We start from the raw sequence: 24,760 nt of genomic DNA on the forward strand, positions 1-24,760 counted from the left end.
GCGCGGGATCAGGCTGGGCGCGTCGCGATCACTACGGCCCGACGCGGTGCCGGGTGTCCCTCGCGGGTCAGGTGGGGGCGCTCAGGGTCCAGGAAGTCACCCAGCGACTGAAAGGTCATCCAGTCGGTGGAGCGCTGCTCCTCCAGGCTGGTGGGGGCTTCATCCACCACCCGAACGTCGCAAAAGCCGACCTTCTCGAGCCAGCCCACCAGGGCGCGCGACGACGGCAGGAAGTAGACATTGGGCATCGCCGCGTAGCGATCGCCCGGCACCAGCACCCGGGTCTCGTCGCCTTCCACCACCAGCGTCTCGAGTACCAGTTCGCCGCCCCGACGCAGGGCGTCGCGTAGCTGCATCAGGTGGTCGAGGGGGGAAGGGCGGTGGTAGAGCACGCCCATGGAGAACACGCTGTCGAAGAAGCCCAGGCCCTGGGGCACATCGTCGATGCCCACCGGCAGGAAGTGGGTACGCCCGCCGTCGGCATCGCCGACGAAGTGCTTGACCGCCTGGAACTGCCAGTAGAAGCGCGGTGAGGGATCGATCACCAGCACGAGGTCGGCACCGGCGCCGGCCATGCGCCAGGCGTGATAGCCGTTGCCGCCACCCACGTCGAGCACCCTTCGACCGCGCAGCGGCGACAGGTGCGGCGCCAGCCGTTGCCACTTCCAGTCCGAACGCCACTCGGTATCGATCGCGATGCCTGCCAGTCGGTACGGGCCCTTGCGCCATGGCATCAGCGCGCGCAGCAGGTTCTCGCTCTGGCGACGACGGCTGTCATCAAGCTCCAGCTCGACCGTGACCTCGTCGCGATCGAGCTGGACCTGGCGCTTGTCGGGCAGCGCCGGCAGCTTGGCCACCGCCTTCTCCCAGGCCGGCAGGTCGCCGTGACGCTGGCGGTCGAGGCCACGGGCGAACTGCTCGGGCAGGCGGGCAAGCCAGTCGCCCATGCCGGCGTGGCGGAAGGATTGCTCGAGAAAGGCGCGGTACACATCGCGCTGATGCTCGGGAATCATTTGAAGGCCACCATGGAGGCGAAGTTCAGATACTGAAACCAGGTCAGCGAGCGCGCAAAGCCTACCCGCGCCAGGCGCTGGTGGTGCTGCTCCAGGGTGTCGGGCACCAGCACGTTCTCCAGCGCGTTGCGCTTCTGGCTGATCTCCAGGTCGCTGTAGCCATTGGCGCGCTTGAAGTCGTGATAGCGCTCCACCAGCCAGGCATTGTCCTGTTCGTCACCGGCCTTGATCTTCTCCGACAGGATCAGTACACCGCCGGGCTCCAGCGCCTGGTAGAGCTTCTCGAGTACGCAGTCGCGGTCTTCCGGGGCCAGAAACTGCAGCGTGAAATTCAACACGATCATGCCGCTGGGACGGTAGTCAAGCTGGCGGATGTCGCCTTCGATCACCTCGATGGCGTGGTCGGGGCACTCGTGCTCGAAGGTCTGGCGGGCGCGCTCGACCATCGCCGGGGACAGGTCGACCCCGGTCAGGCTGAAGGCGTCCTTGGGTAGCTGGCCGGCCAGCGCCAGGCCCACGGCGCCAAGCGAGCAGCCAAGGTCATAGACGTGGGCGCCGTGGCGCAGGTGGCGCTCGGCGATCACCCCCAGCATGCCGAGGATCTGGCCGTAGCCGGGGACCGATCGGCGAATCATGTCGGGGAAGCAGGCGACGACCCGCTCGTCGAACGAAAAGCGCGCCACCTTGTCCAGGGGTGTGGAAAAGATGGCGTCACGGTAAGATGCGTCACTCATGGATTGCCAGTGTTGTCGGGCTCGGGGGGAGTGATTGTACGCGCCCCGCGGTCAGGCTGCACGATGAGGCTTGCCGTCGCCGTTCGGCCCAGCTTTGCCCACCAGACAGGGCCCAAGGAGAGGAATCATGCCATCGATCGATCAAACGCCGGCCTGGCAGGCGTTGAAGCAGAAGGCACAGGAAGTCGGCAAGCGGCACCTGTGCGACATGTTTCGCGAGGATGCCGGGCGATTTGCCACCTTCAGCCACGAGGCTGCGGGGCTGAAACTCGACCTGTCCAAGCAGCGCTGGGACCAGCAGACCCTCGAGGATCTGCTGGCGCTGGCCGACGAGGCCGGCGTGCCCGACGCCATCCGTCGGCTGCTGGCCGGTGAGCGGGTCAACGTCAGTGAGGACCGTCCTGCGCTGCATACCGCGCTGCGTCTGCCGCAGGATGCGTCTCTGGTGGTCGAAGGCGAGGATCTGGTGCCGGCGGTGCACGCCACCCTGGACAAGATGGCGACCATGGTCGAGCGCTTCCATTCCGGCCAGTGGCGCGGCGCCACCGGCAAGCCGATCCGTGACGTGGTCAACCTGGGGGTCGGGGGCTCCGACCTGGGGCCGCTGATGGTGACCCACGCCCTGGCCGACTATCGCCCGGCGGATACCCATCCGGTCGAGGTCCACTTCGCCTCGACCATGGACGGCTCCCAGTTGGTCGACTACCTGATGCGCTTCGACCCCGAGACCACGTTGTTCGTGCTGTCGTCGAAGTCCTTCACCACCATCGATACCCTGTCAAACGCCAACACCGCGCGGGACTGGCTGCTGTCCCGGCTGGTCGAGGCGCGCCAGGAGGGCGTGGATCGCGAACTGGTGCTGCGCCAGCACTTTATCGGTGTCTCGGCAAGCCCGGACAAGATGGCCGAGTGGGGCATCGCCTGCGACCACCAGCTCGAGTTCTGGGAGTGGGTCGGCGGGCGCTACTCGCTGTGGGGTGGCATCGGCCTGCCCATCGCCCTGGTCATCGGCATGGACGGCTTCCGCGACTTCCTGGCCGGCGCCCACGCCATGGACGTGCACTTCCAGAAGGCGCCGCTCGAGGACAATCTGCCGGTGCTGCTGGCGCTGGCCGGTATCTGGAACAACAACTTCCTGGATATCCGTGCCCACTCGATTCTGCCCTACGACGGACGCCTGGAATACTTCGCTGCCTACCTCGAACAGCTCGAGATGGAGTCCAACGGCAAGTCGGTGACCAACGACGGCGATATCGTCGACTACTCCACCTGTCCGGTGCTGTGGGGCCAGCTCGGGCCCAACGCCCAGCACGCCTTCTACCAGTTGCTGCACCAGGGCACCCAGGCGGTGGAGTGCGACTTTATCGCGCCGCTGGCCCGCTACGATGACGTCGAGGATCCGGCCACCCGCGAGCACCTGATGGGCCAGCACCGGCTGACGCTGGCCAACTGCTTCGCCCAGTCCCGTGTATTGATGCTCGGAGACGACGCCATCGCCGATGACGGTCCCAGGCCCGAGCACAAGCGCTATCGTGGCAACCAGCCCTCGACCACCCTGCTGCTGGAGCGGTTGACCCCGCAGACCCTGGGCGCGTTGATCGCCCTCTACGAGCACAAGGTGTTCGTCCAGGCCACCATCTGGGGCATCAATCCCTTCGACCAGTGGGGCGTTGAACTGGGCAAGAAGATCGCCAACGAGACCCGTGACATCATCGAGGGGCGCCAGGGCCTGGAGGCGATGGATGACTCCACCCGTGGGCTGATCGAGGCCACCTGGCAAGCCGCGCGGGACTGATGGCCGTTGGCATGCGTGATGGCGACAGCGCCCCTGCAGGCGCAGGGGAGGGTCGAAAACTGGCCATTTATACAGGTTTTCCGTTATGCTGAGCCCATCAACAGCGTCGAGTGCTGCCGCAGCGAGCGGCGTGCTCTACCTGCATGGATTCAATAGTGCCGGCGCCTCGCCCAAGGCGCGGCTGATCAAGGCCGCCTGTGCGGAGCTGGGGCTTCCCTGCGAGACCCCGGACCTGTCCTCGCAGGCGGCCGACGCCCTGCGGCTCGCCGAATCGCTGTTACCCCGGCTGGGGCCCAGCCCGATGCTGATGGGCAGCTCCATGGGCGGCTTTCTGGCCACGGTGCTGGCAGAGCGCCATGAGCTGCCGGCGGTACTGGTCAATCCGGCGGTGCGACCGGCCAGGCTGGTCGACACCATGCTCGGCGAGAGCTTCGTCAACGCCTACACCGGTGAGCGCTTCGTGGTCGAGCAGGGCCACCGCGACCAGATCGCCGAGATGACGCCGGAGGTGGTGACACCCGGGCGCTATCTGCTGCTGCTGGTGACCGAGGACGAGACGCTGGACAGCGCCGACGCCTTCGCCGCCTACCGTGGGGCCAAGGCGATCCTGCATCCCGGCGGCGAGCACGGCTTCAATGCCCTGGCCGACTACCTGCCGGCGGTGTTCGCCCACGGTGGTCACGCCCTGGCGCCCGGGCGAGTGGCGCCGGTACCGGCCGAGTGAGCCGTTCAGTCGACGGCGCAAAGACGATCCCAGTCATCCTGATGATGGACCACGCATGACCCAATACAGTGCCAGTTCGATCGAGGTGCTTTCCGGGCTGGAGCCCGTTCGCAAGCGCCCCGGCATGTACACCGACACCTCCCGCCCGAATCACCTGGTCCAGGAGGTCATCGACAACAGCGTCGACGAGGCGCTCGCCGAACACGCCAACGAGATCCGCGTGGTACTGCGGGACGACGGCGGCATCGAGGTGACGGACAACGGTCGCGGCATGCCCATCGACGTTCACCCGGAGCACGGGGTGTCGGGGATCGAGCTGATCATGACTCGGCTGCACGCCGGCGGTAAGTTCTCCTCGTCGAGCTACCGCTTCTCTGGCGGCCTGCACGGGGTCGGGGTGTCGGTGGTCAACGCCCTGTCGCGACGCCTCGAGGTCGAGGTCCTGCGCGACGGCGAGCGCCACGCCATGGCCTTCGAGCACGGCGACAAGGTCGAGGACCTGCACGTCATCGGCACCGCGGCCAAGCGTGCCAAGGGCACCCTGGTGCGCTTCTGGCCGGATACCAGCTACTTCGATAGCCCCAACCTGGCGGTAGGGCGGCTCAAGCACCTGCTGCGGGCCAAGGCGGTACTCTGCCCCGGGCTCAAGGTGGAACTGGTGGAAGCCGACGGCACCGCCACCACCTGGCAGTTCGCGGACGGTCTGCGCGACTATCTGGCCCAGACCACCGACGGCTACGAGGTGCTGCCGAGCTCGCCCTTCGTCGGTCACTTCGCCGACGATGAGCAGGGGGTGGACTGGGCGATTCAGTGGTTGCCCGAAGGCGGCGACTCGCTGATGGAAAGCTACGTCAACCTGATCCCCACCGCCCAGGGCGGCACCCACGTCAACGGCCTGCGCTCGGGGCTGCTCGAGGCACTCAAGGAATTCTGCGAGTACCGCAGCCTGCTGCCGCGCGGGGTCAAGCTGACCGCCGAGGACCTGTGGGAGCGGGTCGCCTACGTGCTGTCGGTAAAGATGCTCGATCCGCAGTTCGCCGGCCAGACCAAGGAGCGGCTGTCGTCACGCACCGTGGCGGGCTTCGTCTCCGGCGTCGTCAAGGACGCCTTCTCGCTGTGGCTCAACCACCACGTCGACCAGGCCGAGGCGCTGGCCGAGCTGGTGATCAGCGCCGCCCAGCGGCGCCAGAAGAGCTCGAAGAAGGTGGCGCGCAAGAAGGTCACCTCCGGCCCGGCGCTGCCCGGCAAGCTGGCCGACTGCAGTGGCCAGGACCCTGCCTTGAGCGAGCTGTTTCTGGTCGAGGGTGACAGCGCCGGGGGCAGCGCCAAGCAGGCGCGCAACCGCGAGACCCAGGCGATCCTGCCGCTGCGCGGCAAGATCCTCAACACCTGGGAGGTCGATTCCCACGATATCTACGGCTCCCAGGAGGTCCACGACATCGCCGTGGCCATCGGCGCCGATCCGGCCAGTGCCGACCTGTCCAAGCTGCGCTATCACAAGATCTGCATCCTCGCCGATGCCGACTCCGACGGGCTGCACATCGCCACCCTTCTGTGCGCGCTGTTCGTGCGCCACTTTCCGTCGCTGGTCGACGCCGGCCACGTCTTCGTCGCCATGCCGCCGCTTTACCGCATCGACCTTGGCAAGGAGGTCTACTACGCCTTGGACGAGAGCGAGAAGGCGGCCATCCTGCGCAAGCTGGAAGGCAAGCGCGGCACCCCCAACGTGCAGCGCTTCAAGGGCCTTGGCGAGATGAGCCCGCTGCAGCTGCGCGAGACCACCATGGCGGTAGAGACCCGGCGGCTGGTACAGCTGACCCGGGAGGAGGGCGACGGCACCATGGAGATGATGGACATGCTGCTGGCCAAGAAGCGCGCCTCGGACCGCAAGAGCTGGCTCGAGGACTACGGCAACCTGGCGGATATCGAAGTGTGACGGGCCGCCATCGCGGTGACTTGCACGCAGTGACGCTCCCGGATTTCACGTCGTCGGTTCAGGCGACCAGGATTGAGAACGAGGGATCATGACTCTGGACATTGAGGTGGCGGAGGGCGACGTCGAGCGACTGTCCCTGCGCGAATACACCGAGAAGGCCTACCTCGACTATTCGATGTACGTCATTCTCGACCGGGCCCTGCCCCATATCGGCGACGGCATGAAGCCGGTGCAGCGGCGCATCATCTACGCCATGCGCGAGTTGGCGTTGAACGCCAACGCCAAGTACAAGAAGTCGGCGCGTACCGTCGGCGACGTGCTCGGCAAGTTCCACCCCCACGGTGACAGCGCCTGCTACGAGGCCATGGTGCTGATGGCCCAGTCGTTCAGCTATCGCTATCCGCTGGTGGACGGCCAGGGCAACTGGGGTAGCCCGGACGATCCCAAGTCCTTTGCCGCCATGCGCTACACCGAAGCGCGGCTGTCAAAGTTCGCCGAGGTACTGCTCAGCGAACTCGGCCAGGGCACCGTGGACTGGGCGCCCAACTTCGATGGCACCATGAACGAGCCGGTGGTGCTGCCGGCACGTCTGCCCCACGTGCTGCTCAATGGCGGCACCGGCATCGCCGTGGGCATGGCCACCGACATCCCGCCGCACAACGTGCGCGAGGTGGTCGAGGCCACCTGCGAGGTGCTGCGCAATCCCGGCGTCACCACCGCCGACCTGATGGCGCACCTGCCTGGTCCGGACTTTCCCACCCGGGCGGAGATCATCACCCCGCGCGCGGATCTTCGAAAGCTCTACGAGAGCGGTCGCGGCAGCGTCAAGATGCGCGCCCGCTACGAGCAGGAAGAGGGCCAGGTGGTGATCACCGCGCTGCCCTACCAGGTCAGCGGGGCCAAGGTGCTGGAGCAGATCGCGGCGCAGATGCAGGCCAAGAAGCTGCCCATGGTGGCCGACCTGCGCGACGAGTCGACCCACGAGGAGCCGACCCGTCTGGTGATCGAGCCGCGCTCCAATCGGGTCGATATCGAGTCGCTGATGGCGCACCTGTTCGCCACCACCGACCTCGAGAAGAACGTGCGGGTCAATCTCAACGTGATCGGCCTCGACGGCCGCCCGCGGGTGATGCCGCTGCCGGAGCTGCTCGGCGAATGGCTCGACTTCCGCCGCACCACGGTGCGCCGTCGCCTCGAGCACCGGCTGGGCAAGGTCAACGACCGCCTGCACCTGCTCGAAGGCCTGTTGATCGCCTACCTCAATATCGATGAGGTGATCCGCATCATCCGCGAGGAGGATGAGCCCAAGAGCGCGCTGATGGCAGCCTTCGGTCTGACCGACCGTCAGGCCGAGGCGATCCTGGAGCTGCGCCTGCGCCACCTGGCCAAGCTCGAGGAGATGAAGATCCGCACCGAGCAGGACGAGCTCGAGGCGGAGCGCAAGCGTCTTGAAGAGCTGCTCGGCAACGAGGCAGCGATGACCGACCTGATCGAGCAGGAGCTGCGCAAGGCCGCCGAGGAGCACGGCGACGAGCGCCGCTCGCCGATCGTCGAGCGCGAGGAAGCCAGGGCGCTGTCCGAGGTCGAACTGGTGGGTGCCGATCCGGTGACGGTGGTGCTGTCCGAAAAAGGCTGGATTCGTGCCGCCAAGGGCCACGACATCGACCCCTCCGGGTTGTCCTACAAGGCCGGTGACGCCTTCCATCTGGCCGCGCGAGGCAAGACCAACCAGCCGCTGGTGCTGCTCGATGACACCGGCCGGGCCTATACCCTGCCGGCCCACCAGCTGCCAAGTGCCCGTGGCCAGGGCGAGCCGGTCACCGGCAAGGTCAACGTGGTGGCCGGCGCGCACATGGCCGGCGTCATGCTGGCACCGGGGGACGCCCGCTTCCTGCTGGCCTCCGACGGCGGCTACGGCTTCGTCGCCCGGCTCGAGGACCTGACCGGCAAGAACCGTTCCGGCAAGGCGGTGCTGAGCCTGCCCAAGGGCTGCAATGTGCTGCCCCCGGTGGAGCTGCCGGCGGCCGAGGAATTGACCGTGGCCACGGTCTCCAACGAAGGCCGACTGCTGCTGTTCCCGCTGGACCAGTTGCCGGAGATGTCCAAGGGCAAGGGCAACAAGATGCTGGATATTCCCGGCGCCCGGGCGGCCCGGCGCGAAGAGTTTGTGCGCGGCCTGGTGGTGCTGGCGCCTGGGGATACCCTGGTGGTGCACGCCGGCAAGCGCAAGCTGTCGCTCAAGAACGGTGAGCTCGACTACTATCGGGGAGATCGCGGACGGCGAGGCAGCAAGCTGCCACGCGGGCTGCAGAAGGTCGACCGGCTCGAGCGCCTCGAGGCGTAACCCTTACGACGGTACGGCGCCCGCCGGTTGCTGCGGGTGCCCAAGGAAGACACACCATGACACGACGAATCCTGATGCGCGCCACCGGCCGGGCCCGCCCTGGCCAGCTGGCCGGCCTGGGGCGGATCCTGGCCCGCAGCGGCGCGCGCCTTCTGGACATCAACCAGAGCGTGACCTTCGGTATCGTCTCGCTGGAGGCGCTGGTAGCGCTTGACCACGAGGCCGACCTGGAAGGCGCCCTGTCGGGCGCCGGCGATGAGCTGGGCCTGGACGTCCAGGCGATCCAGATCAGCGCCGAGGAGTACCACCGCTGGAGCGAGACCGCGAGTCAGCCGCGCCTGATCATGACCCTGCTGGCGCCGCGACTGCCCGCCGGCATCCTGGCCGAGGTGGGGGCGCTGACCGCCGAGCACGGGTTGACGGTGGAGTTGATCCATCGCCTGTCCGGGCGCGAGCCGCTGGACGGCGAGGCACCGGCCCAGGGTAGCTGCGTCGAGTGCTGGCTGCGCGGCGAGGACGTGGACCTCGAGTCGCTGCGCGAGAAGGCGCTGGCGCTGGGTGCGACCCACGGGGTCGATATCGCCCTGCAGGAAGACTCCATCTGGCGCACCCACCGTCGCCTGGTGTGCTTCGACATGGACTCGACCTTGATCAAGGCCGAGGTCATCGACGAGCTGGCGCGCCGCCACGGGGTCTACGACGAGGTCGCCGAGGTGACCGAGCGGGCCATGCGCGGTGAGCTCGACTTCCAGCAGAGCTTCCGTGAGCGCATGGCCAAGCTGAAGGGCCTGGACGAGTCGGTGCTGGCCGAGATCGCCGAAGAGCTGCCGCTGATGGACGGGGTGGAGCAGTTGATGGCCCAGCTCAAGCGGCTGGGCTACCGCACCGCCATCCTGTCCGGCGGCTTCACCTACTTCGCCCGCCATCTGCAACAGCGGCTGGGCTTCGACGAGATCCATGCCAATGAGCTGGTGATCGAGAACGGCAAGGTCACCGGCGAGGTGCGCGAGCCGATCGTCGATGCCGATCGCAAGGCCGCGTTGTTGCACCAGATCGCCCAGCGCGAGGGGATCGCCATGGAACAGACCATCGCCGTGGGCGATGGCGCCAACGATCTCAAGATGCTGGCCGCCGCCGGGCTCGGTATCGCCTTTCGGGCCAAGCCGCTGGTGCGTGCCCAGGCCCGTCAGAGCATCTCGACCCTGGGGCTTGACGCCGTGCTCTATCTGATCGGCTATCGCCAGGCGGATCTGTCCTGCCAGACGCCGGGCCACGACTAGTCCGGACGACATCGTCGCTCGGACGCGATGTTCACCGCATGCTGCAAGGGAGCCCAGGGCTCCCTTTTTTTGTGCCTCCCATTCCCACTCGGTCCAGCTAGCCTGGACGCTGTCGCGAACCTGGTAGCGACATGGCGCTGCAGGCACCCGCGAAGCAAAGTTCCCTCGTTCGGGACGAGCCACTGACCGCAAATCCGAGGGAAAGGTCGTTGCAAGCGGCCGAGATCAAACAGTGGTGGTGGAGCGATATAACCTGATCGGGGTCGTTATTATGTACGTCGAAAGGCGTAGTTGACACGAGTCAGCAGAGAGGTGTGTACGGCGGTTTCGGTAGCCTCAAGGGGCCAAAAAGAGAGTAGCCTGAATTGGCAAACTTTTGGTCCCCACGAGGAAACCCTTCCCATGGAAAATGACACAGGAAAGCTGAGACTCGGCGCCTTGCTTGCGCTGGTCGTCGGCTCGATGATCGGGGGCGGTATCTTTTCGCTTCCGCAGAATATGGCGGCGAGCGCCGCACCAGGGGCGGTGCTGATCGGCTGGGGAATTACCGCGGTCGGCATGCTGGCACTGGTGTTCGTCTTCCAGGCGTTGGCCAATCGCAAGCCGGAACTCGACGCCGGCATCTATGCCTACGCCAAGGCCGGTTTCGGCGACTATCTTGGCTTCTCTTCCGCCTGGGGCTACTGGATCAGTGCCTGGCTCGGCAATGTCAGCTACTTCGTTCTGTTGTTCAGCACCCTGGGCTTCTTCTTCCCCATCTTCGGCGAGGGTAATACGCCGGCGGCCATTGGCTGTGCATCGATCCTGTTGTGGGCGGTTCACTTCCTGGTGGCCAGGGGCATCCAGCAGGCGGCGTTCATCAATTTGGTGACCACCATCGCCAAGATCGTCCCGCTGATCATGTTCATCGTGCTGGCCGCCATCGGCTTTCATCTGGACGTCTTCACCATGGACTTCTGGGGCACCGGCAACGCCGATCTTGGCAGCGTGATGGACCAGGTTCGCAACATGATGCTGGTCACCGTCTGGGTATTTATCGGTATCGAGGGTGCCAGCATCTATTCCGCCAAGGCTCGCGATCGTCGCGATGTCGGGCGCGCCACCGTGATCGGCTTTGTCGGTGTGCTTCTGCTGTTGGTGATGGTCAATGTGCTGTCCATGGGCATCATGAGCCAGCCGGAACTCGCCGAGCTCAAGAACCCGTCCATGGCGCTGGTGCTGAGCCAGGTGGTCGGCCCCTGGGGCGGTCATCTGATCAGCCTGGGCCTGGTGATCTCGCTGCTCGGCGCCTTGCTGTCCTGGACACTTCTGTGCGCCGAGATTCTTCACGCGGCCTCCAGCGACGGCACCATGCCTGAACTGTTGAGCAAGGAAAACGCCAACAAGGTGCCGGTCAACGCCCTGTGGCTTTCCAACGGCCTGATCCAGCTCTTTCTGCTGCTGACGCTGGTCAACGAGTCCACCTACCTGAGCCTTCTTTACCTCGCAAGCTCGATGATCCTGGTGCCTTACCTGTGGTCGGCGGCCTACGCCCTGTTGCTCGCGGTAAAGGGAGAAACCTACGAGAAGGAGCCTGAGGTACGCCGCAAGGATCTGTTTGTCGGCGGCCTGGCTACCCTCTACGCGATCTGGCTGCTGTTTGCCGGCGGTATCGACTATCTGTTGCTGTCGGCGCTGCTTTACGCCCCCAGTGCCGTGTTCTTCTACAAGGCCAAGAGCGAGCGTGATGAAAAGGTCTTTACCCCCATCGAGAAGATTATCTTCGCGGTCACTATCGCCTCGGCGCTGGTGGCCACGCTGGGGCTCTATCAGGGGTGGTTGAGTCTGTAGCTAGACCTCGATGTTCAACATGTTACAGCGGTCAGGTTCATTGATGATGCGGTAGTGACAGTCCCGCAAAAGGGAAGGAGAAACAGAATGAAAAGTGGATCTTCACGATTGGGTGTCTATTCCGAGGTAGGCAAGCTTCGCAAGGTCATGGTGTGCTCGCCAGGGCTTGCTCATCAGCGACTGACCCCCAGTAACTGTGATGACCTTCTGTTCGATGATGTGCTGTGGACCAACCAGGCCAAGCGTGACCACTTCGACTTCGTGACCAAGATGCGCGAGCGTGACATCGAAGTGCTCGAGATGCACAACCTGCTCACCGAAACCCTCGAAAATCGCGACGCCATGCGCTGGATTCTCGAGCGCAAGGTGACCTCCAACCTGGTCGGCTTTGGCCTTGCCGATGAGGTCCGCGCCTGGCTCAGTGAACTGGAGCCACGGCGTCTGGCCGAGTTCCTGATCGGCGGGGTGTCCTGGGCCGACATTACCGAGAGCCACGGAGGCGAGACCCTCAAGACCTTCCGTGACTATCTGGGACAGTCCAGTTTCGTGCTGCCGCCGCTTCCCAACACCCTGTTCACCCGGGATACCACCTGCTGGATCTACGGCGGGGTGACGCTCAATCCGATGTTCTGGCCGGCCCGCCGCCAGGAAACGCTGCTGACCTCGGCGATCTATCGCTTCAACCCGCGCTTCGCCGGCGCCGACTTCAAGGTGTGGTACGGCAATCCCGACCAGGACCACGGTTCGGCCACCCTGGAGGGCGGCGACGTGATGCCGGTGGGCAACGGCGTGGTATTGATCGGCATGGGCGAGCGCACCTCGCACCAGGCCATCGGTCAGGTAGCGAGCGCCCTGTTCCGGGCCGGCGAGGCCGAACGGGTGATCGTGGCGGGACTGCCCCGGTCGCGTGCCGCCATGCACCTGGACACCGTCTTCAGCTTCTGCGATCGCGACCTGGTGACGGTCTTCCCTGACGTGGTCAAGGACATCGTTCCCTTCAGTCTGCGCCCCGACGAGAGCAAGCCCAGTGGCATCGACGTGCGCCGCGAGAAGGGGAGCTTCATCGAGGTGGTGGCCGAGGCGCTGGGACTTCCGAAACTGCGAGTGGTGGAGACCGGTGGAGACAGCTTCGAGGCCGAGCGCGAACAGTGGGACGACGGCAACAATGTGGTAGCCCTGGAGCCAGGCGTGGTGGTTGGCTATGACCGCAACACCTACACCAACACCCTGCTGCGCAAGGCCGGGGTCGAGGTGATCACCATCAGCGCCAGTGAACTGGGCCGTGGACGGGGCGGCGGTCACTGCATGACCTGTCCGATTCAGCGAGATCCCGTCGACTTCTGACGACGTCGTTACGCGTTACTTCGCTTTTTCTTACTGTGAAGGCGGCTGCCCAGGTGGCCGTCAAGGAGACCCTCATGTCCTTCAATATCCACAACCGTCACCTGCTGTCGTTGATGCATCACTCCGAGCGCGAGCTGCGCTACCTGCTGGACCTGTCGCGGGACCTCAAGCGGGCCAAGTACAGCGGCTGCGAGGCCCAGCGACTCAAGGGCAAGAACATCGCCCTGATCTTCGAGAAGACCTCCACCCGGACCCGCTGCGCCTTCGAGGTGGCCGCCTATGACCAGGGCGCCAACGTCACCTACATCGATCCCACCTCGTCCCAGATCGGGCACAAGGAGTCCATGCGCGATACCGCCCGGGTACTGGGGCGCATGTACGACGCCATCGAGTACCGCGGCTTCAGCCAGGAGGTGGTCGAGGAGCTGGCGGCGTTCTCCGGGGTGCCGGTCTACAACGGCCTGACCGACGAGTACCACCCGACCCAGATGATCGCCGACGTCCTGACCATGCGCGAGCACGCCGAGAAGCCGTTGCACCAGATCTCCTTCGCCTACCTGGGCGATGCCCGCAACAATATGGGCAACTCGCTTCTGCTGATCGGCGCCAAGCTGGGCATGGACGTGCGGATCGCCGCGCCACGTTCGCTGTGGCCGGACGAGGAGCATCTGGCCAACTGCCGGCGCTTCGCCGAGGACAGCGGCGCGCGCATCTGCCTGACCGAGGACCCCCGCGAGGCGGTCAGGGGCGTCGACTTCATCCACACCGACGTCTGGGTGTCCATGGGCGAGCCGGTGGAGGCCTGGGCCGAGCGCATCGACCAGTTGCTGCCCTACCAGGTCAACAAGGCGCTGATGGAGGCCGCCGGCAACCCCAGGGTCAAGTTCATGCACTGCCTGCCGGCCTTCCACAACTGTGACACCAAGGTGGGGCGCCAGGTCGCCGAGCAGTACCCGATGCTGAAGGACGGCATCGAGGTCACCGAGGAGGTGTTCGAGTCGCCGGCCTGCATCGCCTTCGAACAGGCAGAGAACCGCATGCATACGATCAAGGCGGTGATGGTCTCGACCCTTGGCGATGTGTAAGCCACGCACCAACGGATCGGCAAGATAGCCTGGCGGCCCCTGGGCCGCCAGCAACCCCGAACGGGAAGGACACTGTTATGCGTATCACGATTGCCCTTGGTGGCAACGCCCTGTTGCGGCGTGGCGAGGTCATGAACGGCGAGGCCCAGCGCGCCAACATTCGCATCGCCTGCGAGCAGATCGCGCGCATCGCATCAGGCAACGAGCTGGTGATTGCCCATGGCAACGGGCCCCAGGTCGGCCTGCTTGCCCTGCAAGGAGCAGCCTACGACGAGGACAACGCCTTTCCTCTGGATGTGTTGGGTGCCGAGACCGAAGGCATGATCGGTTACATGATCGAGCAGGAACTCGGCAACCTGTTGCCGCCGGAGGTGCCCTTTGCGTCGCTGTTGACCCAGGTCGAGGTGGACGCCGATGACCCGGCCTTCCAGCAGCCGAGCAAGCCCATCGGTCCCATCTACCCGCGCGACGAGGCTTGCCGGCTGGCGGAGCTCAAGGGCTGGACCATGGCGCGAGACGGCGATCACTACCGCCGCGTTGTGCCGAGCCCTAGACCCAAACGGATCTTCGAGATTCGCCCGCTGCGCTGGCTTCTGGAGAAGGGCACCGTGGTGATCTGTGCCGGCGGTGGCGGCATCCCCACGGTCTACGGGGAGGATGGCAAGCTCGAGGGCATCGAGGCGGTCATCGACAAGGACCTGTGCTCATCGCTGTTGTCACAGCAACTCGCCAGCGATCTTCTGATCATCGCCACCGATGTGGACGGGGTCTATCTGGACTGGGGGACCCCGCATAGCCGTCGGGTGGCGATGGCCGATCCCGATAGCCTGGAAGCCCAGGGTTTTGCCGCAGGATCCATGGGGCCCAAGGTGCAGGCGGCCTGTGAGTTTGCTCGTTCAAGCGGCAAGACTGCAGTTATCGGGGCGCTGGCCGATATCGAGGCTATCGTCGCAGGCCACGCCGGCACTCGGGTGAGTATCAGGGCCACCGGCATAAGCTTCGCCCAGGAGACGACGACTCCTTGAAGGAGGAGCGGGACATGCCTGGTTGCCTGCCCTCGTCTGGAGGTGGCTGGCTACCGCCGATGGGGGAGCGCTCTCCAGGTTGACGATCGTTAGGATGGAGCCCTCGGAATGGCGTTAGGGGCGCCAACGCCACGGAAGGCGTTCTGGCCGGGTGGTTATCCACCCGGCCGTTTTTATGCGTTCCGACTAGGTTCGCTGGTGGTCATTGCCGCTTATTTTGCCAGCTCGTCGGCCATGCAGTTGGCGTAGAAGGTGACCGCCGCCGGCCAGTCAGAGAACACCGCCTTGACCCCGATATCGCGGGCCATCACGTCAAGTGCCACCATCTTGTCGCCATCGTTGTCGACGACATTGTCGATGGTCTGGTGGTACCAGGCACCGTCACGGGTCAGCGGCGCCGAGCGCTCGAAGGACCAGGCGATCAGCTCTAGTCCTGCCTCCATGGCCTTCTCGGCGTAGACCGATGGCACGATGGGCCGGTCTTCGCTGTCCCCCTCGGCCAGCAGCATCCACATCGGCGGGGCCAGAATCTTCACCCCCATATCGGCCAGCTCCTGCATCGACGGCTCCCAGCTTGCGGGGTCGGTCACGTCGAAGCCTTCCACGTCATAGCGATCGTCCAGGTACACCGCCTGGTCGGCGAACTCGGTGTTGTCGACCCAGTAGCGCACGTCATCGAGCAGAAACGACTGGGGAAAGACGTCTTCCGGGGGCACGCCGGCCTCGACGTACTCGTCGATCAGCTTCTGGGCATAGTCCTGCTGGCTCATGCCGTCGAAGGGCATCTCGACGCTCGGTGTCTTCAGCTCCGGGGTCATCTTGACGCCCAGGTCCTGAAACAGCGCGATGCTTTCGGCGTGACTCATCAGGGTACCGCGATCGGCATAGAGCTCGGTGCGCCAGCGCGGGTTGCCGGCCAGGTAGGCCTCCAGGGTGTCGGCGCTGGTGTCGACGCCGTCCATGCGGCCTTCCAGGGTCTTGAACTCGGCCAGGGTGATGTCGCTGGTGCAGCACTGGACGTCGGCGGCGTTGGTCAACTTGCCATCGGCATCGAAGGTCGGTGGCACGCTGCACTGCTCGGCAAGCTCGGTCTCGAGGATATTGGTGGTGCCGTGCAGGTCGCACTGGGAGTGGCGGCAGACCAGTTCCTTGTCTTCGGTAAAGGCCACGTCGCACTCGAGCACGCCAGCGCCCATGCGCGCGGCGGCCAGGTAGGATTCCCGGGTGTGCTCGGGGAACATCAGGGGGGCGCCGCGGTGGCCGATGGAAAAGTCGCTCCGGGTGGGCTGCTCAAGGTTGGCCGCGCACTGCTCAAGGGTCGCCTTGAGCTCCGCGGACTGGGCATTGTCCTCGTCCATGTCGTCGATCAGGAAGTAGGGGCGGGGGCCCAGACTGACCGGCAGGGAGGAAGAAGCGCTGGCGTTGGAGGCGTTGTCCTCGGCCATGGCGGGCGCGACACTGGCACCGCAGAGCGCGATGGCAGTGATCGCGCATGACAGTAACGCGGCGAGGGGAGCGGGGCGGCGGTGGTGATGGGCATCCATGGAGCGTCTCCTTTGTGTCAGCCATGCTGAACCATCAGCACGAGTCTGGTGGTGTTGTCAGAGATTACGGTGGTTCCGGGGCGCCGGAATCGCTCTATTACCCTAGTCCGGCTCGAGGACATTCACATGACAGCGAGCGCTCGTGGCGCCCGCGCTGGCGCGCCGCAGTTGACAACGTCGCTGAAGACTGATTTTCTAGAGCGCATGAACATGACATCTCGCCACCTCGACCTACGACTACTACTACGCGTTTGAATGCGCGTGGCGACGCCCTTTGTGCTTGCGTCGCCGGCAGGATCGCCACCAGTCAGGTTGAGTCGAGGTTGCAAGATGTCCGTCAGTACCCAGTGCCCCACCATGAACCCGTCCCGTCACGCCACCTGTGGTGTCCGCTCTCGTCGTTGCGACGATGTACGGATGGCTGGTGCGCGAATTGTCGTGGTCGCTATCGTCTCGGTCCTGGAACGACTTATGACGCCCCGCTCGCCTCTGGCGAGCGGGGCGTCGCCGTTTTCACCTGGCCTTTGCTCACAAGGCGCTGGCCGGGTCGCCCAACAGGCCTTCCAATAACTCTTCGCTCGACACACCCTATTCCGGAGAAAACGCCATGATGCTCAAGGACCCTTCGACCAAGTACCGCCCCTTCGTGGCCGTGGACCTGCCTGATCGGCAGTGGCCCAGCCAGCGCATCGAGACCCCGCCCCAGTGGTGCAGCGTCGATCTGCGCGACGGTAACCAGGCGCTGATCGATCCGATGGACCAGGAGCGCAAGCAGCGCTTCTTCGATCTGCTGGTCAAGATTGGCTTCAAGCAGATCGAGGTGGGCTTCCCCTCCGCCTCCCAGACCGACTTCGACTTCGTGCGCAGCCTGATCGAGGAAGACAAGGTCCCGGACGACGTCACCATCCAGGTACTGACCCAGGCCCGTCCGCACCTGATCGAGCGCACCTTTGAATCGCTGAAGGGTGCCAAGAACGCCATCGTTCACGTCTACAACGCCACCGATCCGGTGTTCCGTCGCGTGGTATTCAATGTCGACAAGTCCCAGTGCATCCAGATCGCGGTCGATGCCACCACCCAGATCCGTGACCTGATGAAGGCGGCCCCCGAGACCAACTGGACCTTCCAGTATTCTCCGGAGCTGTTCACCACCACCGAGATGGACTTTGCGGTGGAGATCGTCAATGCCGTGCGCGAGACCTTCGGTGCCAGCGCCGACAACAAGATGATCGTCAACCTGCCGGCCACGGTGGAGTGCGCCACCCCCAACAACTACGCCGACCAGATCGAGTGGTTCTGCCGCAACGTCGAGCACCGCGATCACCTGATCGTCAGCGTTCACCCCCACAATGACCGTGGTACCGGTGTGGCCGCCGCCGAACTGACGGTGATGGCCGGCGCCGACCGGGTCGAGGGCACCCTGTTCGGCAACGGCGAGCGCACCGGCAACGTCGACATCGTCACCCTGGCGATGAACCTCTACACCCAGGGCGTCCATCCGGGCCTCGACTTTTCCAACATCACCCCGATCATGCGTGAGGTCGAGCACTGCAACCAGCTGCCGGTCCACCCGCGTCATCCCTACGTGGGCGATCTGGTGTTCACCGCCTTTTCCGGCTCTCACCAGGACGCCATCAAGAAGGGCATGGCGCTGCGCAAGGAAGACCCGGACAGCGTCTGGGCGGTGCCTTACCTGCCCATCGACCCGCTCGACGTGGGCCGCAGCTACGAGGCGGTGATCCGCGTCAACAGCCAGTCCGGCAAGGGCGGCGTCAGCTACCTGCTGGAGCAGGAGCACGGCATCGAACTGCCGCGCCGGCTGTCCATGGAGTTCAGCCTGGTGGTGCAGGAGGTGGCCGATCGGGTCGGCAAGGAGATCACCTCGGCGATGATCTACCAGACCTTCGTCGACGAGTACCTGGCCAAGACCGAGCCCTACAGCCTGGTCAGCCACCGTCTGTCGTCCGAGCCGGACAGCCCGACGGTGACGCTGGAAGCCTGCATCGCCAAGGACGGTGAGCGCCACACCATCAGCGGCGAAGGCAACGGCCCGCTGGCGGCCTTCGTCAAGGCGCTGCGCAGCGAAGGCCACGACATCGAGATCATCGACTACCACGAGCACTCCCGCGGTCAGGGCGCCGACGCCGAGGCGATCGCCTACGTCGAGGTCCGGGTCAAGGGCGAGGCGGTGTTCGGCGTCGGTACCGACGAGAGCATCACCAGCGCCTCGATCAAGGGTGTGATGAGCGCGATCAACCGCTGCCTGTCCACCGAAGAGGTGGCGCCCAACGTCACCGCCGACAGCGTGGCCTGATTCGCGCCGCCGGCAAATGGCGTAAACGCACCGCCCCCGGGGGAAACCCCGGGGGCGGTTTTTTTGCAGCATGCTTGGTGTGGTCCAGGGAGGGGCGTTCTGCGGAGTGGGTCACCAGCAGTCGTTACTAAAGACGTTTATCGGGAGCGAAGGGCATCTCTCGGGCTTTATCGACCATCGCCTTGAAGCTGACATGCGCCGGGTTGATCAGGTAGTTGGTTTCCCTCGGCACGACGACGCTTGGCACCGCGAGATTCGTCACCGACGTTGTGGATTAACTACTTTCGCAAGGCGAGTGTCTGTCATGAGCGATACTCACACGCAGACGCCGTGCTCGAGCCGTCCAATCAGGTTTAGCACGGCAGCTGTACCAGCCGATGTCACCACCATATCCACCGGCGGCGTGTTTCCAAGACCAGGGGCAGGGGTAAGCAGCCACTGGTTAGTCTGCTGCGTGTCACCCTCGAACAGATCAATGGCGCTGTGGTAGACGTCGGCAACACGATAAAGCCGGTCGCCCTCGTCCACGGTGAAGCGGCCAGTCGTCGCTCGACGCCTCAGTGTGGTGGGGGAGATGGCGACAAAGCGTGCCAGGTCCTGCTTTCCTAACCCCGTGAAGGAGGCGAGCATGGAGTACACCTCGTAGGCGACACCATTTCTCAACGCTTCGTGCAGTTGCGGGCCTCGCCGGGGAAGCCCAATGACGTGCCAGAGGTCACTTTTGTGGTCGGCCTGCTTCGGTCGGAAAACCTTGATGGCAGACTTCATGCTTCACCTTTCCTTGTGGCATCGGTCGATATCACAAAAGAGGACGAGAGGCTGTTGCAGCTTCCCTCGCCCCACGACGGGCCTGATAACCAGCGTACTTTGACGATTGCGTCACAGCTACAACGGCGTCTTGCTGGCTTCGCCGGGGACCTCGCGGACCAGGGTCGGCATCAGGAAGCCGGGCAGGCGGGTGCGCAACTCGTCGACCAGGGCGTTGGCGCGGGCGTCGGCCACGTCGAAGTGGGCTGCCCCGGACACCGGGTCGAAGGCGTGCAGGTAGTAGGGCAGTACGCCGGCCTCGAACAGCCGCTCCGAGAGCGCTTCCAGTGCATCTACCGAGTCGTTTACTCCCTTGAGGATCACGCTCTGGTTGAGCAGGGTCACGCCGGCCTGCTTGAGCCGCGCGCAGGCGCCGGCGACGGCCTCGTCGATCTCGTTGGCGTGGTTGATATGCAGCACCATGACCTTCTGCAGGCGGGTGCCGGTGAGCCACTCGAGCAGGGGGCCGTCGACGCGATCGGGGATCACCACCGGCAGCCGGGTATGCAGGCGTAGTCGCTTGAGATGGGGGATGGCGTCGAGCCGCTCGACCAGCCAGGCCAGCTGGCGATCGCTGGCGGCCAGCGGATCGCCACCGGACAGGATCGCCTCGCGCAGGGTGTCGTCCTCGCGCAGGTAGTCCAGGGTGTCGTCCCACTGGCTGCGTGAGGGCGCGTTTTCCTGGTAGGGGAAGTGGCGACGGAAGCAGTAGCGGCAATTGATCGCGCAGGCGGGGCTGGTGATCAGCAGTACCCGTCCGGCGTACTTGTGGATCAGGCCGCGACGGGCGGTGTGCTGGGCCTCCTGGAGCGGATCGGTGACGTAGCCCTCAGGGCTTGTCTGCTCGGCATCCAGGGGCAGCACCTGGCGCAGCAAGGGGTCGTCCGGGTCTGCGTGGCGCATGCGCGCGGCAAAGGCCTCGGGCACACGCACCTCGAACAGGGAGTGGCCGGCCTCGGCGCCGGGGATCAGGGAGGCGTCGAGCCCCAGGCGGCGGCACAGCTCGCGCGGGTCACGAATGGCGCCGGCCAGCTGTCGCTGCCAGCCACCGGGGGCGGGAAGTCCCGGCTCATCCGGGGCAGAGCAATGCAAAAGCGTCGAGCTTCGGGTTATCATGCGGGCCATCCATCGATGCGTGCGAGGGGCTTGTCCTCGCAAAATGTCAGTTGAGTGCCGCTCTGAGCCGATGGCCGGGCCGGGCACCGAAAGGAACGAGATCTCATGGCGAACTATTCTACCAACGAATTCAAGGGCGGTCTGAAGGTGATGCTCGACGGTGACCCCTGTGCCATCGTCGAGAACGAATTCGTCAAGCCCGGCAAGGGCCAGGCCTTCAACCGCGTGAAGCTGCGCAACCTGATGACCGGCCGCGTGTGGGAGCGTACCTTCAAGTCCGGCGAGTCGCTGGAAGGCGCCGACGTCATGGATCTGGACATGGAGTACCTCTACACCGACGGTGACATGTGGTACTTCATGAAGACCGACGGTTCCTTCGAGCAGTACGCCGTCGAGAAGAAGGCCCTGGGCGACAGCGACAAGTGGCTCAAGGAGCAGGTGGTGTACACCGTGACCCTGTGGAACGACAACGCCATCTCGGTCTCCCCGCCCAACTTCATCGAGCTGGAAGTGGTCGAGACCGATCCGGGCCTCAAGGGCGACACCGCCCAGGGCGGCTCCAAGCCGGCGACCCTGTCTTCCGGTGCGGTGGTGCGCGTTCCCCTGTTCATCAACCAGGGCGAAGTGCTCAAGATCGACACCCGTAGCGGTGATTACGTCTCCCGCGCCTGAGGCGAGGGCGATATCCCCGGATCGGCAGATCGAGATACAGACAAAGGCCACGCGATCGCGTGGCCTTTGTCGTTTGGGCAAGTGGTAAGGAACGAACGATGACAGACTGGCAACCCACGGCCTCGCTGGACACCCTGCGCCACCGCGCCGTGCTGATGCAGCGGGTGCGCGGTTTCTTTGTCGAGCGCGGCGTGCTCGAGGTGGAGACCCCCTGTCTCGGTCACGGTGGCAGCACCGACGTGCACCTGGCGTCGCTGTCTTGCCAAGCCGTCACTCCGGCGGGCAGCGAGACCCTGTGGTTGCAGACGTCGCCGGAATTTCACATGAAGCGCCTGCTGGCGGCCGGCAGTGGGCCGATCTTCCAGATCGCCCGCAGCTTTCGCGACGGCGAGGTGGGACGCCGCCACAATATCGAGTTCAGCATGCTGGAGTGGTATCGCCCGGGGTGGAGTCTCGACGCGCTGATCGAGGAAACCCAGGCGCTGATCCGCGAGGTGCTGCCGTTTAATCCCGGCCCGACGCGAAAGCGTCGCTATCGCGAGCTGTTTGGCGAGGTGCTGGGTATCGATCCTTTTGAGGTGGAAATCGCATCACTTCGACGTCTTGCCGGTGAACGCGGCGGCCTCGACATGGCCGAGGCGCCGCGCGATGAGTGTCTCGACCTGCTGATGAGCCTCGTCATCGAGCCCGAGCTAGGCCGCGACGGCATCGACGTGGTGCTGGACTACCCGGCCAGCCAGGCGGCGCTGGCCAGGCGTCACCAGGACCCCCGCGACGGCGCCTGGGTGGCCTCGCGCTTCGAGGTCTATCTAAGCGGGCTCGAGCTTGCCAACGGCTACGACGAGCTGACCGATGTGGGCGAGCAGCGCGCACGCTTCGCCGACGACAATCGCGCCAGGCGTGAGGCAGGCCTTGCCGAGGTCGACGTCGACGAGCGCCTGCTGGCGGCTCTGGACGCCGGTATGCCCGAGGGCAGCGGGGTCGCCCTGGGACTCGACCGGCTGATCCAGCTGGCGCTGGGCAAGTCGCGTCTTGAAGAGGTGATCGCCTTTCCCACACCGCGCTGTTGAGGGGGCTGGGCACCTCGTGGGGTAGTCATTCCAAGTGCCCAGATCTTTTGATCGTCAGCTAGAAGGGGTCGCGGGACAGGGAAGTAGAAGGTCTGTGGCGGTTCAGCCCTGGAGCTTCGCGACGGTGGCCATCGGCATGAACATGCGTAACGGATTCGATGGCAGAGACTGAAAACCAAAGCCTGTGTATAGACGCAGCCTTCTTTCCACCGCCTGCGAGTCTCCGCAGTCCAGAATATCGAGCAGCACAACGGCCGTGCCTATTCTCAGTGATGCTGCAAAGGCTCGATTCAATGCATCGACCAGCAGGCGTCTACCGATTCCCTGCCCCTGGAACTGTTGATCGACGCCGATCATGCCGATGAAAGCGGCAGAGATACTGCCATCCGCATTCGCCATGCGCTTGTAGCGGTTGGGCAGGTCGCTACAGTCCACGCTATGGGCGTTGAGCGAATAGAAACCCAGGATCTTCGAGGGATCCCGAGCAGGGTCTGTCATCACGAAGACGCGAATCGTGCCACCATCCATCAGCCTGCTGGCGGTGCGCTGCAGAAAGTTGTCGACTTGATCCACCCCAGACGAAAAAGCCGCTCGATGGTGTCGAGACTTGTCGAGCGCTTCGATGACGACGGTGGCCGACATCAGCGCTTCGCCACCGTCTGCCGATGGTGGGTGAAGGCGTCACGTAGCTTCTCGGTCGGAGCCGGAGGGTTCTCGATGGCCTCAAGGAAGACCTCATGATCTTCAGGCATGAGCCGTGTCACTTCATGCGCCCGGATGGTCTCCATTGCCCGCTCATACGCTGCGGACAACGCGAACGTGGACATGTCCTGGCCACTCAGCGCGGCCGCCTGCTCGATGGCTTGCTTGATACGCGGTGTTGTACGGAAGCCAAAACGTTCAGTGTTGCGCTGACGTGCTTCTGTACTGGCGTCGGAAGATTGGCTGGCCAAGGTGTTGACCTCCAGTGCATGTGATCTTCAAATCACACTGTACGCCCTGCCGGCGTACATCTCCAGAATTTGCTTTCTTTCCCCTCGGTGTCTTGCTGTGTTCGTTCAGTCGTTCCGTCGATGAAGCGGAAGGCTCTGTGGGGGCTTGGGACAGACGCGAAAGGGGCGGCCACCGCCGCCCCTTTTGAATAGTGTTGTCATGCCTAAGGCGTTGTCTTGCCACCGGCGTTGCCGACACGCCTTGGCGCTTCAGTCCGCGCTGGCGGCCTCTTCGCCGTCTGCCGTCGCCGCTGTTGCGCTGGTTCCCGGCTCGCCGCCCAGGCGTTGGCCCATGCTCACCGCGACGGGGCTGCCGGCCTTGCCGCTCAAGGCATCGAAGTCGACCTTTTCGGCGAAGGCCATGACCACGGTGGAGCCGAGCTTGAAGCGGCCCATCTCTGCGCCCTTGGCGAGGTGAATCGGGCGATCGAAGCGGACACGCTCGACCCGACCGGACTGCGGTGTCACCTGGCCGGCCCACACCGTTTCAATGGCGGCGACGATCATCGCGCCCACCAGCACCAGCACCATGGGGCCGTGTTCGGTCTCGAAGTGACACACCAGCCGCTCGTTGCGGGCGAACAGGCCCGGGACGTGGCGGGTGGTGGCGTCGTTGACCGAGAACAGGCGCCCGGGCACGTAGACCATCTCGGTCAAGGTGCCGGCAAGCGGCATATGCACCCGGTGGTAGTCCTTGGGCGACAGGTAGACGGTGGCAAAGCTGCCGCTCTGGTAGCGGGTGGCCGCCCTGGGGTCGCCGCCGAGCAGTTCGGTCATGCTGAAGCGATGGCCCTTGGCCTGGACCAGCCGGCCATGGTCGATGGCGCCCCATTGGGACAGGGTGCCGTCGGCGGGACACAACAGGCCGTCTTCCAGCGGGCGGGCGCCGGCCGCCAGCGCCCGGGTGAAGAAGGCGTTGAAACTCGGGTAGACCCTGGGGTCCGGTTCCACCGCCTGGCTCATGTCGACCTTGAAGCGCTTGATGAAGGCGCGGATCAACAGGTTCTTGAGCCAGCCGATACGGCAGTCGGCAAGCAGGCCGACCAGGCGCGACAGCAGGTGGTGGGGGATGGGGTACTGGATCAGGGAAAACAGCTTGGCGAGGGTCACGAAGGGACGATCTCCGGATGGTCAA

At 64.9% G+C, this 24,760-nt stretch carries 20 protein-coding genes; 12 read left to right on the plus strand and 8 right to left on the minus strand.

Going from position 1 to position 24,760, the window contains the following annotated elements:
* Positions 1–8: 8 nt before the first annotated feature.
* Both cmoB and cmoA read right to left on the minus strand, forming a co-directional pair.
* Positions 9–1,013 (minus strand): tRNA 5-methoxyuridine(34)/uridine 5-oxyacetic acid(34) synthase CmoB, encoded by a 1,005-nt coding sequence (gene cmoB, locus RBB39_RS04665; RefSeq protein ID WP_306168856.1) that lies wholly within the window; start codon positions 1,011–1,013, stop codon positions 9–11.
* Positions 1,010–1,747, minus strand: coding sequence for a carboxy-S-adenosyl-L-methionine synthase CmoA (gene cmoA / locus RBB39_RS04670; protein WP_306168857.1), 738 nt, complete (start codon positions 1,745–1,747; stop codon positions 1,010–1,012). Before cmoA ends, cmoB begins: the two co-directional genes overlap by 4 nt.
* 127 nt (positions 1,748–1,874) lie before the next feature.
* On the opposite strand from cmoA, the gene pgi reads away from it, so the two are divergent.
* The 9 genes from pgi (at position 1,875) to arcC (ending at position 15,110) form a co-directional block, all read left to right on the plus strand.
* Positions 1,875–3,542, plus strand: a complete 1,668-nt coding sequence (pgi, locus tag RBB39_RS04675) for a glucose-6-phosphate isomerase (protein ID WP_045994518.1) — start codon at positions 1,875–1,877, stop codon at positions 3,540–3,542.
* Positions 3,543–3,627: 85 nt separating this feature from the next.
* Entirely contained in the window at positions 3,628–4,266 is a 639-nt protein-coding gene (locus tag RBB39_RS04680; RefSeq protein ID WP_108131440.1) for a YqiA/YcfP family alpha/beta fold hydrolase, read from the plus strand.
* Between the two features lie 55 nt (positions 4,267–4,321).
* A complete protein-coding gene (gene parE / locus RBB39_RS04685; protein ID WP_045994516.1) occupies positions 4,322–6,202 on the plus strand; it encodes a DNA topoisomerase IV subunit B in 1,881 nt (626 codons plus the stop codon).
* Positions 6,203–6,290: 88 nt separating this feature from the next.
* Positions 6,291–8,546 (plus strand): DNA topoisomerase IV subunit A, encoded by a 2,256-nt coding sequence (gene parC / locus RBB39_RS04690; protein WP_045994515.1) that lies wholly within the window; start codon positions 6,291–6,293, stop codon positions 8,544–8,546.
* A 56-nt stretch (positions 8,547–8,602) separates the two neighbouring features.
* Positions 8,603–9,826 carry a phosphoserine phosphatase SerB gene (gene serB, locus RBB39_RS04695; protein WP_045994514.1) on the plus strand — a complete coding sequence of 408 codons (1,224 nt, stop codon included), beginning with the start codon at positions 8,603–8,605 and terminating at the stop codon, positions 9,824–9,826.
* Positions 9,827–10,228: 402 nt separating this feature from the next.
* Entirely contained in the window at positions 10,229–11,656 is a 1,428-nt protein-coding gene (arcD, locus tag RBB39_RS04700) for an arginine-ornithine antiporter (protein WP_306168858.1), read from the plus strand.
* Between the two features lie 87 nt (positions 11,657–11,743).
* Positions 11,744–13,000, plus strand: coding sequence for an arginine deiminase (gene arcA, locus RBB39_RS04705; protein WP_045994512.1), 1,257 nt, complete (start codon positions 11,744–11,746; stop codon positions 12,998–13,000).
* A gap of 74 nt (positions 13,001–13,074) precedes the next feature.
* On the plus strand, positions 13,075–14,085 hold the full coding sequence (locus RBB39_RS04710) for an ornithine carbamoyltransferase (RefSeq protein WP_045994511.1): 1,011 nt from the start codon (positions 13,075–13,077) through the stop codon (positions 14,083–14,085).
* 77 nt (positions 14,086–14,162) lie between these two features.
* Positions 14,163–15,110: a carbamate kinase gene (gene arcC, locus RBB39_RS04715; RefSeq protein ID WP_045994510.1), complete on the plus strand. Its 948-nt coding sequence runs from the start codon at positions 14,163–14,165 to the stop codon at positions 15,108–15,110.
* A gap of 212 nt (positions 15,111–15,322) precedes the next feature.
* Here arcC and RBB39_RS04720 read toward each other — a convergent pair whose 3' ends face one another.
* Positions 15,323–16,654: a glycerophosphodiester phosphodiesterase family protein gene (locus RBB39_RS04720; RefSeq protein ID WP_045994509.1), complete on the minus strand. Its 1,332-nt coding sequence runs from the start codon at positions 16,652–16,654 to the stop codon at positions 15,323–15,325.
* Positions 16,655–17,261: 607 nt separating this feature from the next.
* Here RBB39_RS04720 and leuA point away from each other — a divergent pair.
* Positions 17,262–18,968 (plus strand): 2-isopropylmalate synthase, encoded by a 1,707-nt coding sequence (leuA, locus tag RBB39_RS04725; protein ID WP_045994508.1) that lies wholly within the window; start codon positions 17,262–17,264, stop codon positions 18,966–18,968.
* A 315-nt stretch (positions 18,969–19,283) separates the two neighbouring features.
* On the opposite strand, the gene RBB39_RS04730 is transcribed toward leuA, so the two are convergent.
* Both RBB39_RS04730 and epmB read right to left on the minus strand, forming a co-directional pair.
* A complete protein-coding gene (locus RBB39_RS04730) occupies positions 19,284–19,736 on the minus strand; it encodes an antitoxin Xre/MbcA/ParS toxin-binding domain-containing protein (protein WP_045994507.1) in 453 nt (150 codons plus the stop codon).
* 117 nt (positions 19,737–19,853) lie between these two features.
* Entirely contained in the window at positions 19,854–20,891 is a 1,038-nt protein-coding gene (epmB, locus tag RBB39_RS04735) for an EF-P beta-lysylation protein EpmB (protein WP_071211150.1), read from the minus strand.
* A gap of 105 nt (positions 20,892–20,996) precedes the next feature.
* Here epmB and efp point away from each other — a divergent pair, with 105 nt between their 5' ends.
* Both efp and epmA read left to right on the plus strand, forming a co-directional pair.
* Positions 20,997–21,563: an elongation factor P gene (gene efp, locus RBB39_RS04740; protein WP_045994506.1), complete on the plus strand. Its 567-nt coding sequence runs from the start codon at positions 20,997–20,999 to the stop codon at positions 21,561–21,563.
* A 98-nt stretch (positions 21,564–21,661) separates the two neighbouring features.
* Positions 21,662–22,633 (plus strand): EF-P lysine aminoacylase EpmA, encoded by a 972-nt coding sequence (epmA, locus tag RBB39_RS04745; protein ID WP_045994505.1) that lies wholly within the window; start codon positions 21,662–21,664, stop codon positions 22,631–22,633.
* 102 nt (positions 22,634–22,735) lie between these two features.
* On the opposite strand, the gene RBB39_RS04750 is transcribed toward epmA, so the two are convergent.
* The 3 genes from RBB39_RS04750 to asd form a co-directional block, all read right to left on the minus strand.
* Positions 22,736–23,275, minus strand: a complete 540-nt coding sequence (locus tag RBB39_RS04750) for a GNAT family N-acetyltransferase (RefSeq protein WP_045994504.1) — start codon at positions 23,273–23,275, stop codon at positions 22,736–22,738.
* Entirely contained in the window at positions 23,275–23,586 is a 312-nt protein-coding gene (locus tag RBB39_RS04755) for a DUF1778 domain-containing protein (RefSeq protein WP_045994503.1), read from the minus strand. Before RBB39_RS04755 ends, RBB39_RS04750 begins: the two co-directional genes overlap by 1 nt.
* Before the next feature lie 249 nt (positions 23,587–23,835).
* A complete protein-coding gene (asd, locus tag RBB39_RS04760) occupies positions 23,836–24,735 on the minus strand; it encodes an archaetidylserine decarboxylase (protein WP_124802602.1) in 900 nt (299 codons plus the stop codon).
* Positions 24,736–24,760 lie beyond the last annotated feature (25 nt).

This window comes from Halomonas sp. MMSF_3323, assembly GCF_030733595.1.
GTDB lineage: Bacteria > Pseudomonadota > Gammaproteobacteria > Pseudomonadales > Halomonadaceae > Halomonas > Halomonas litopenaei.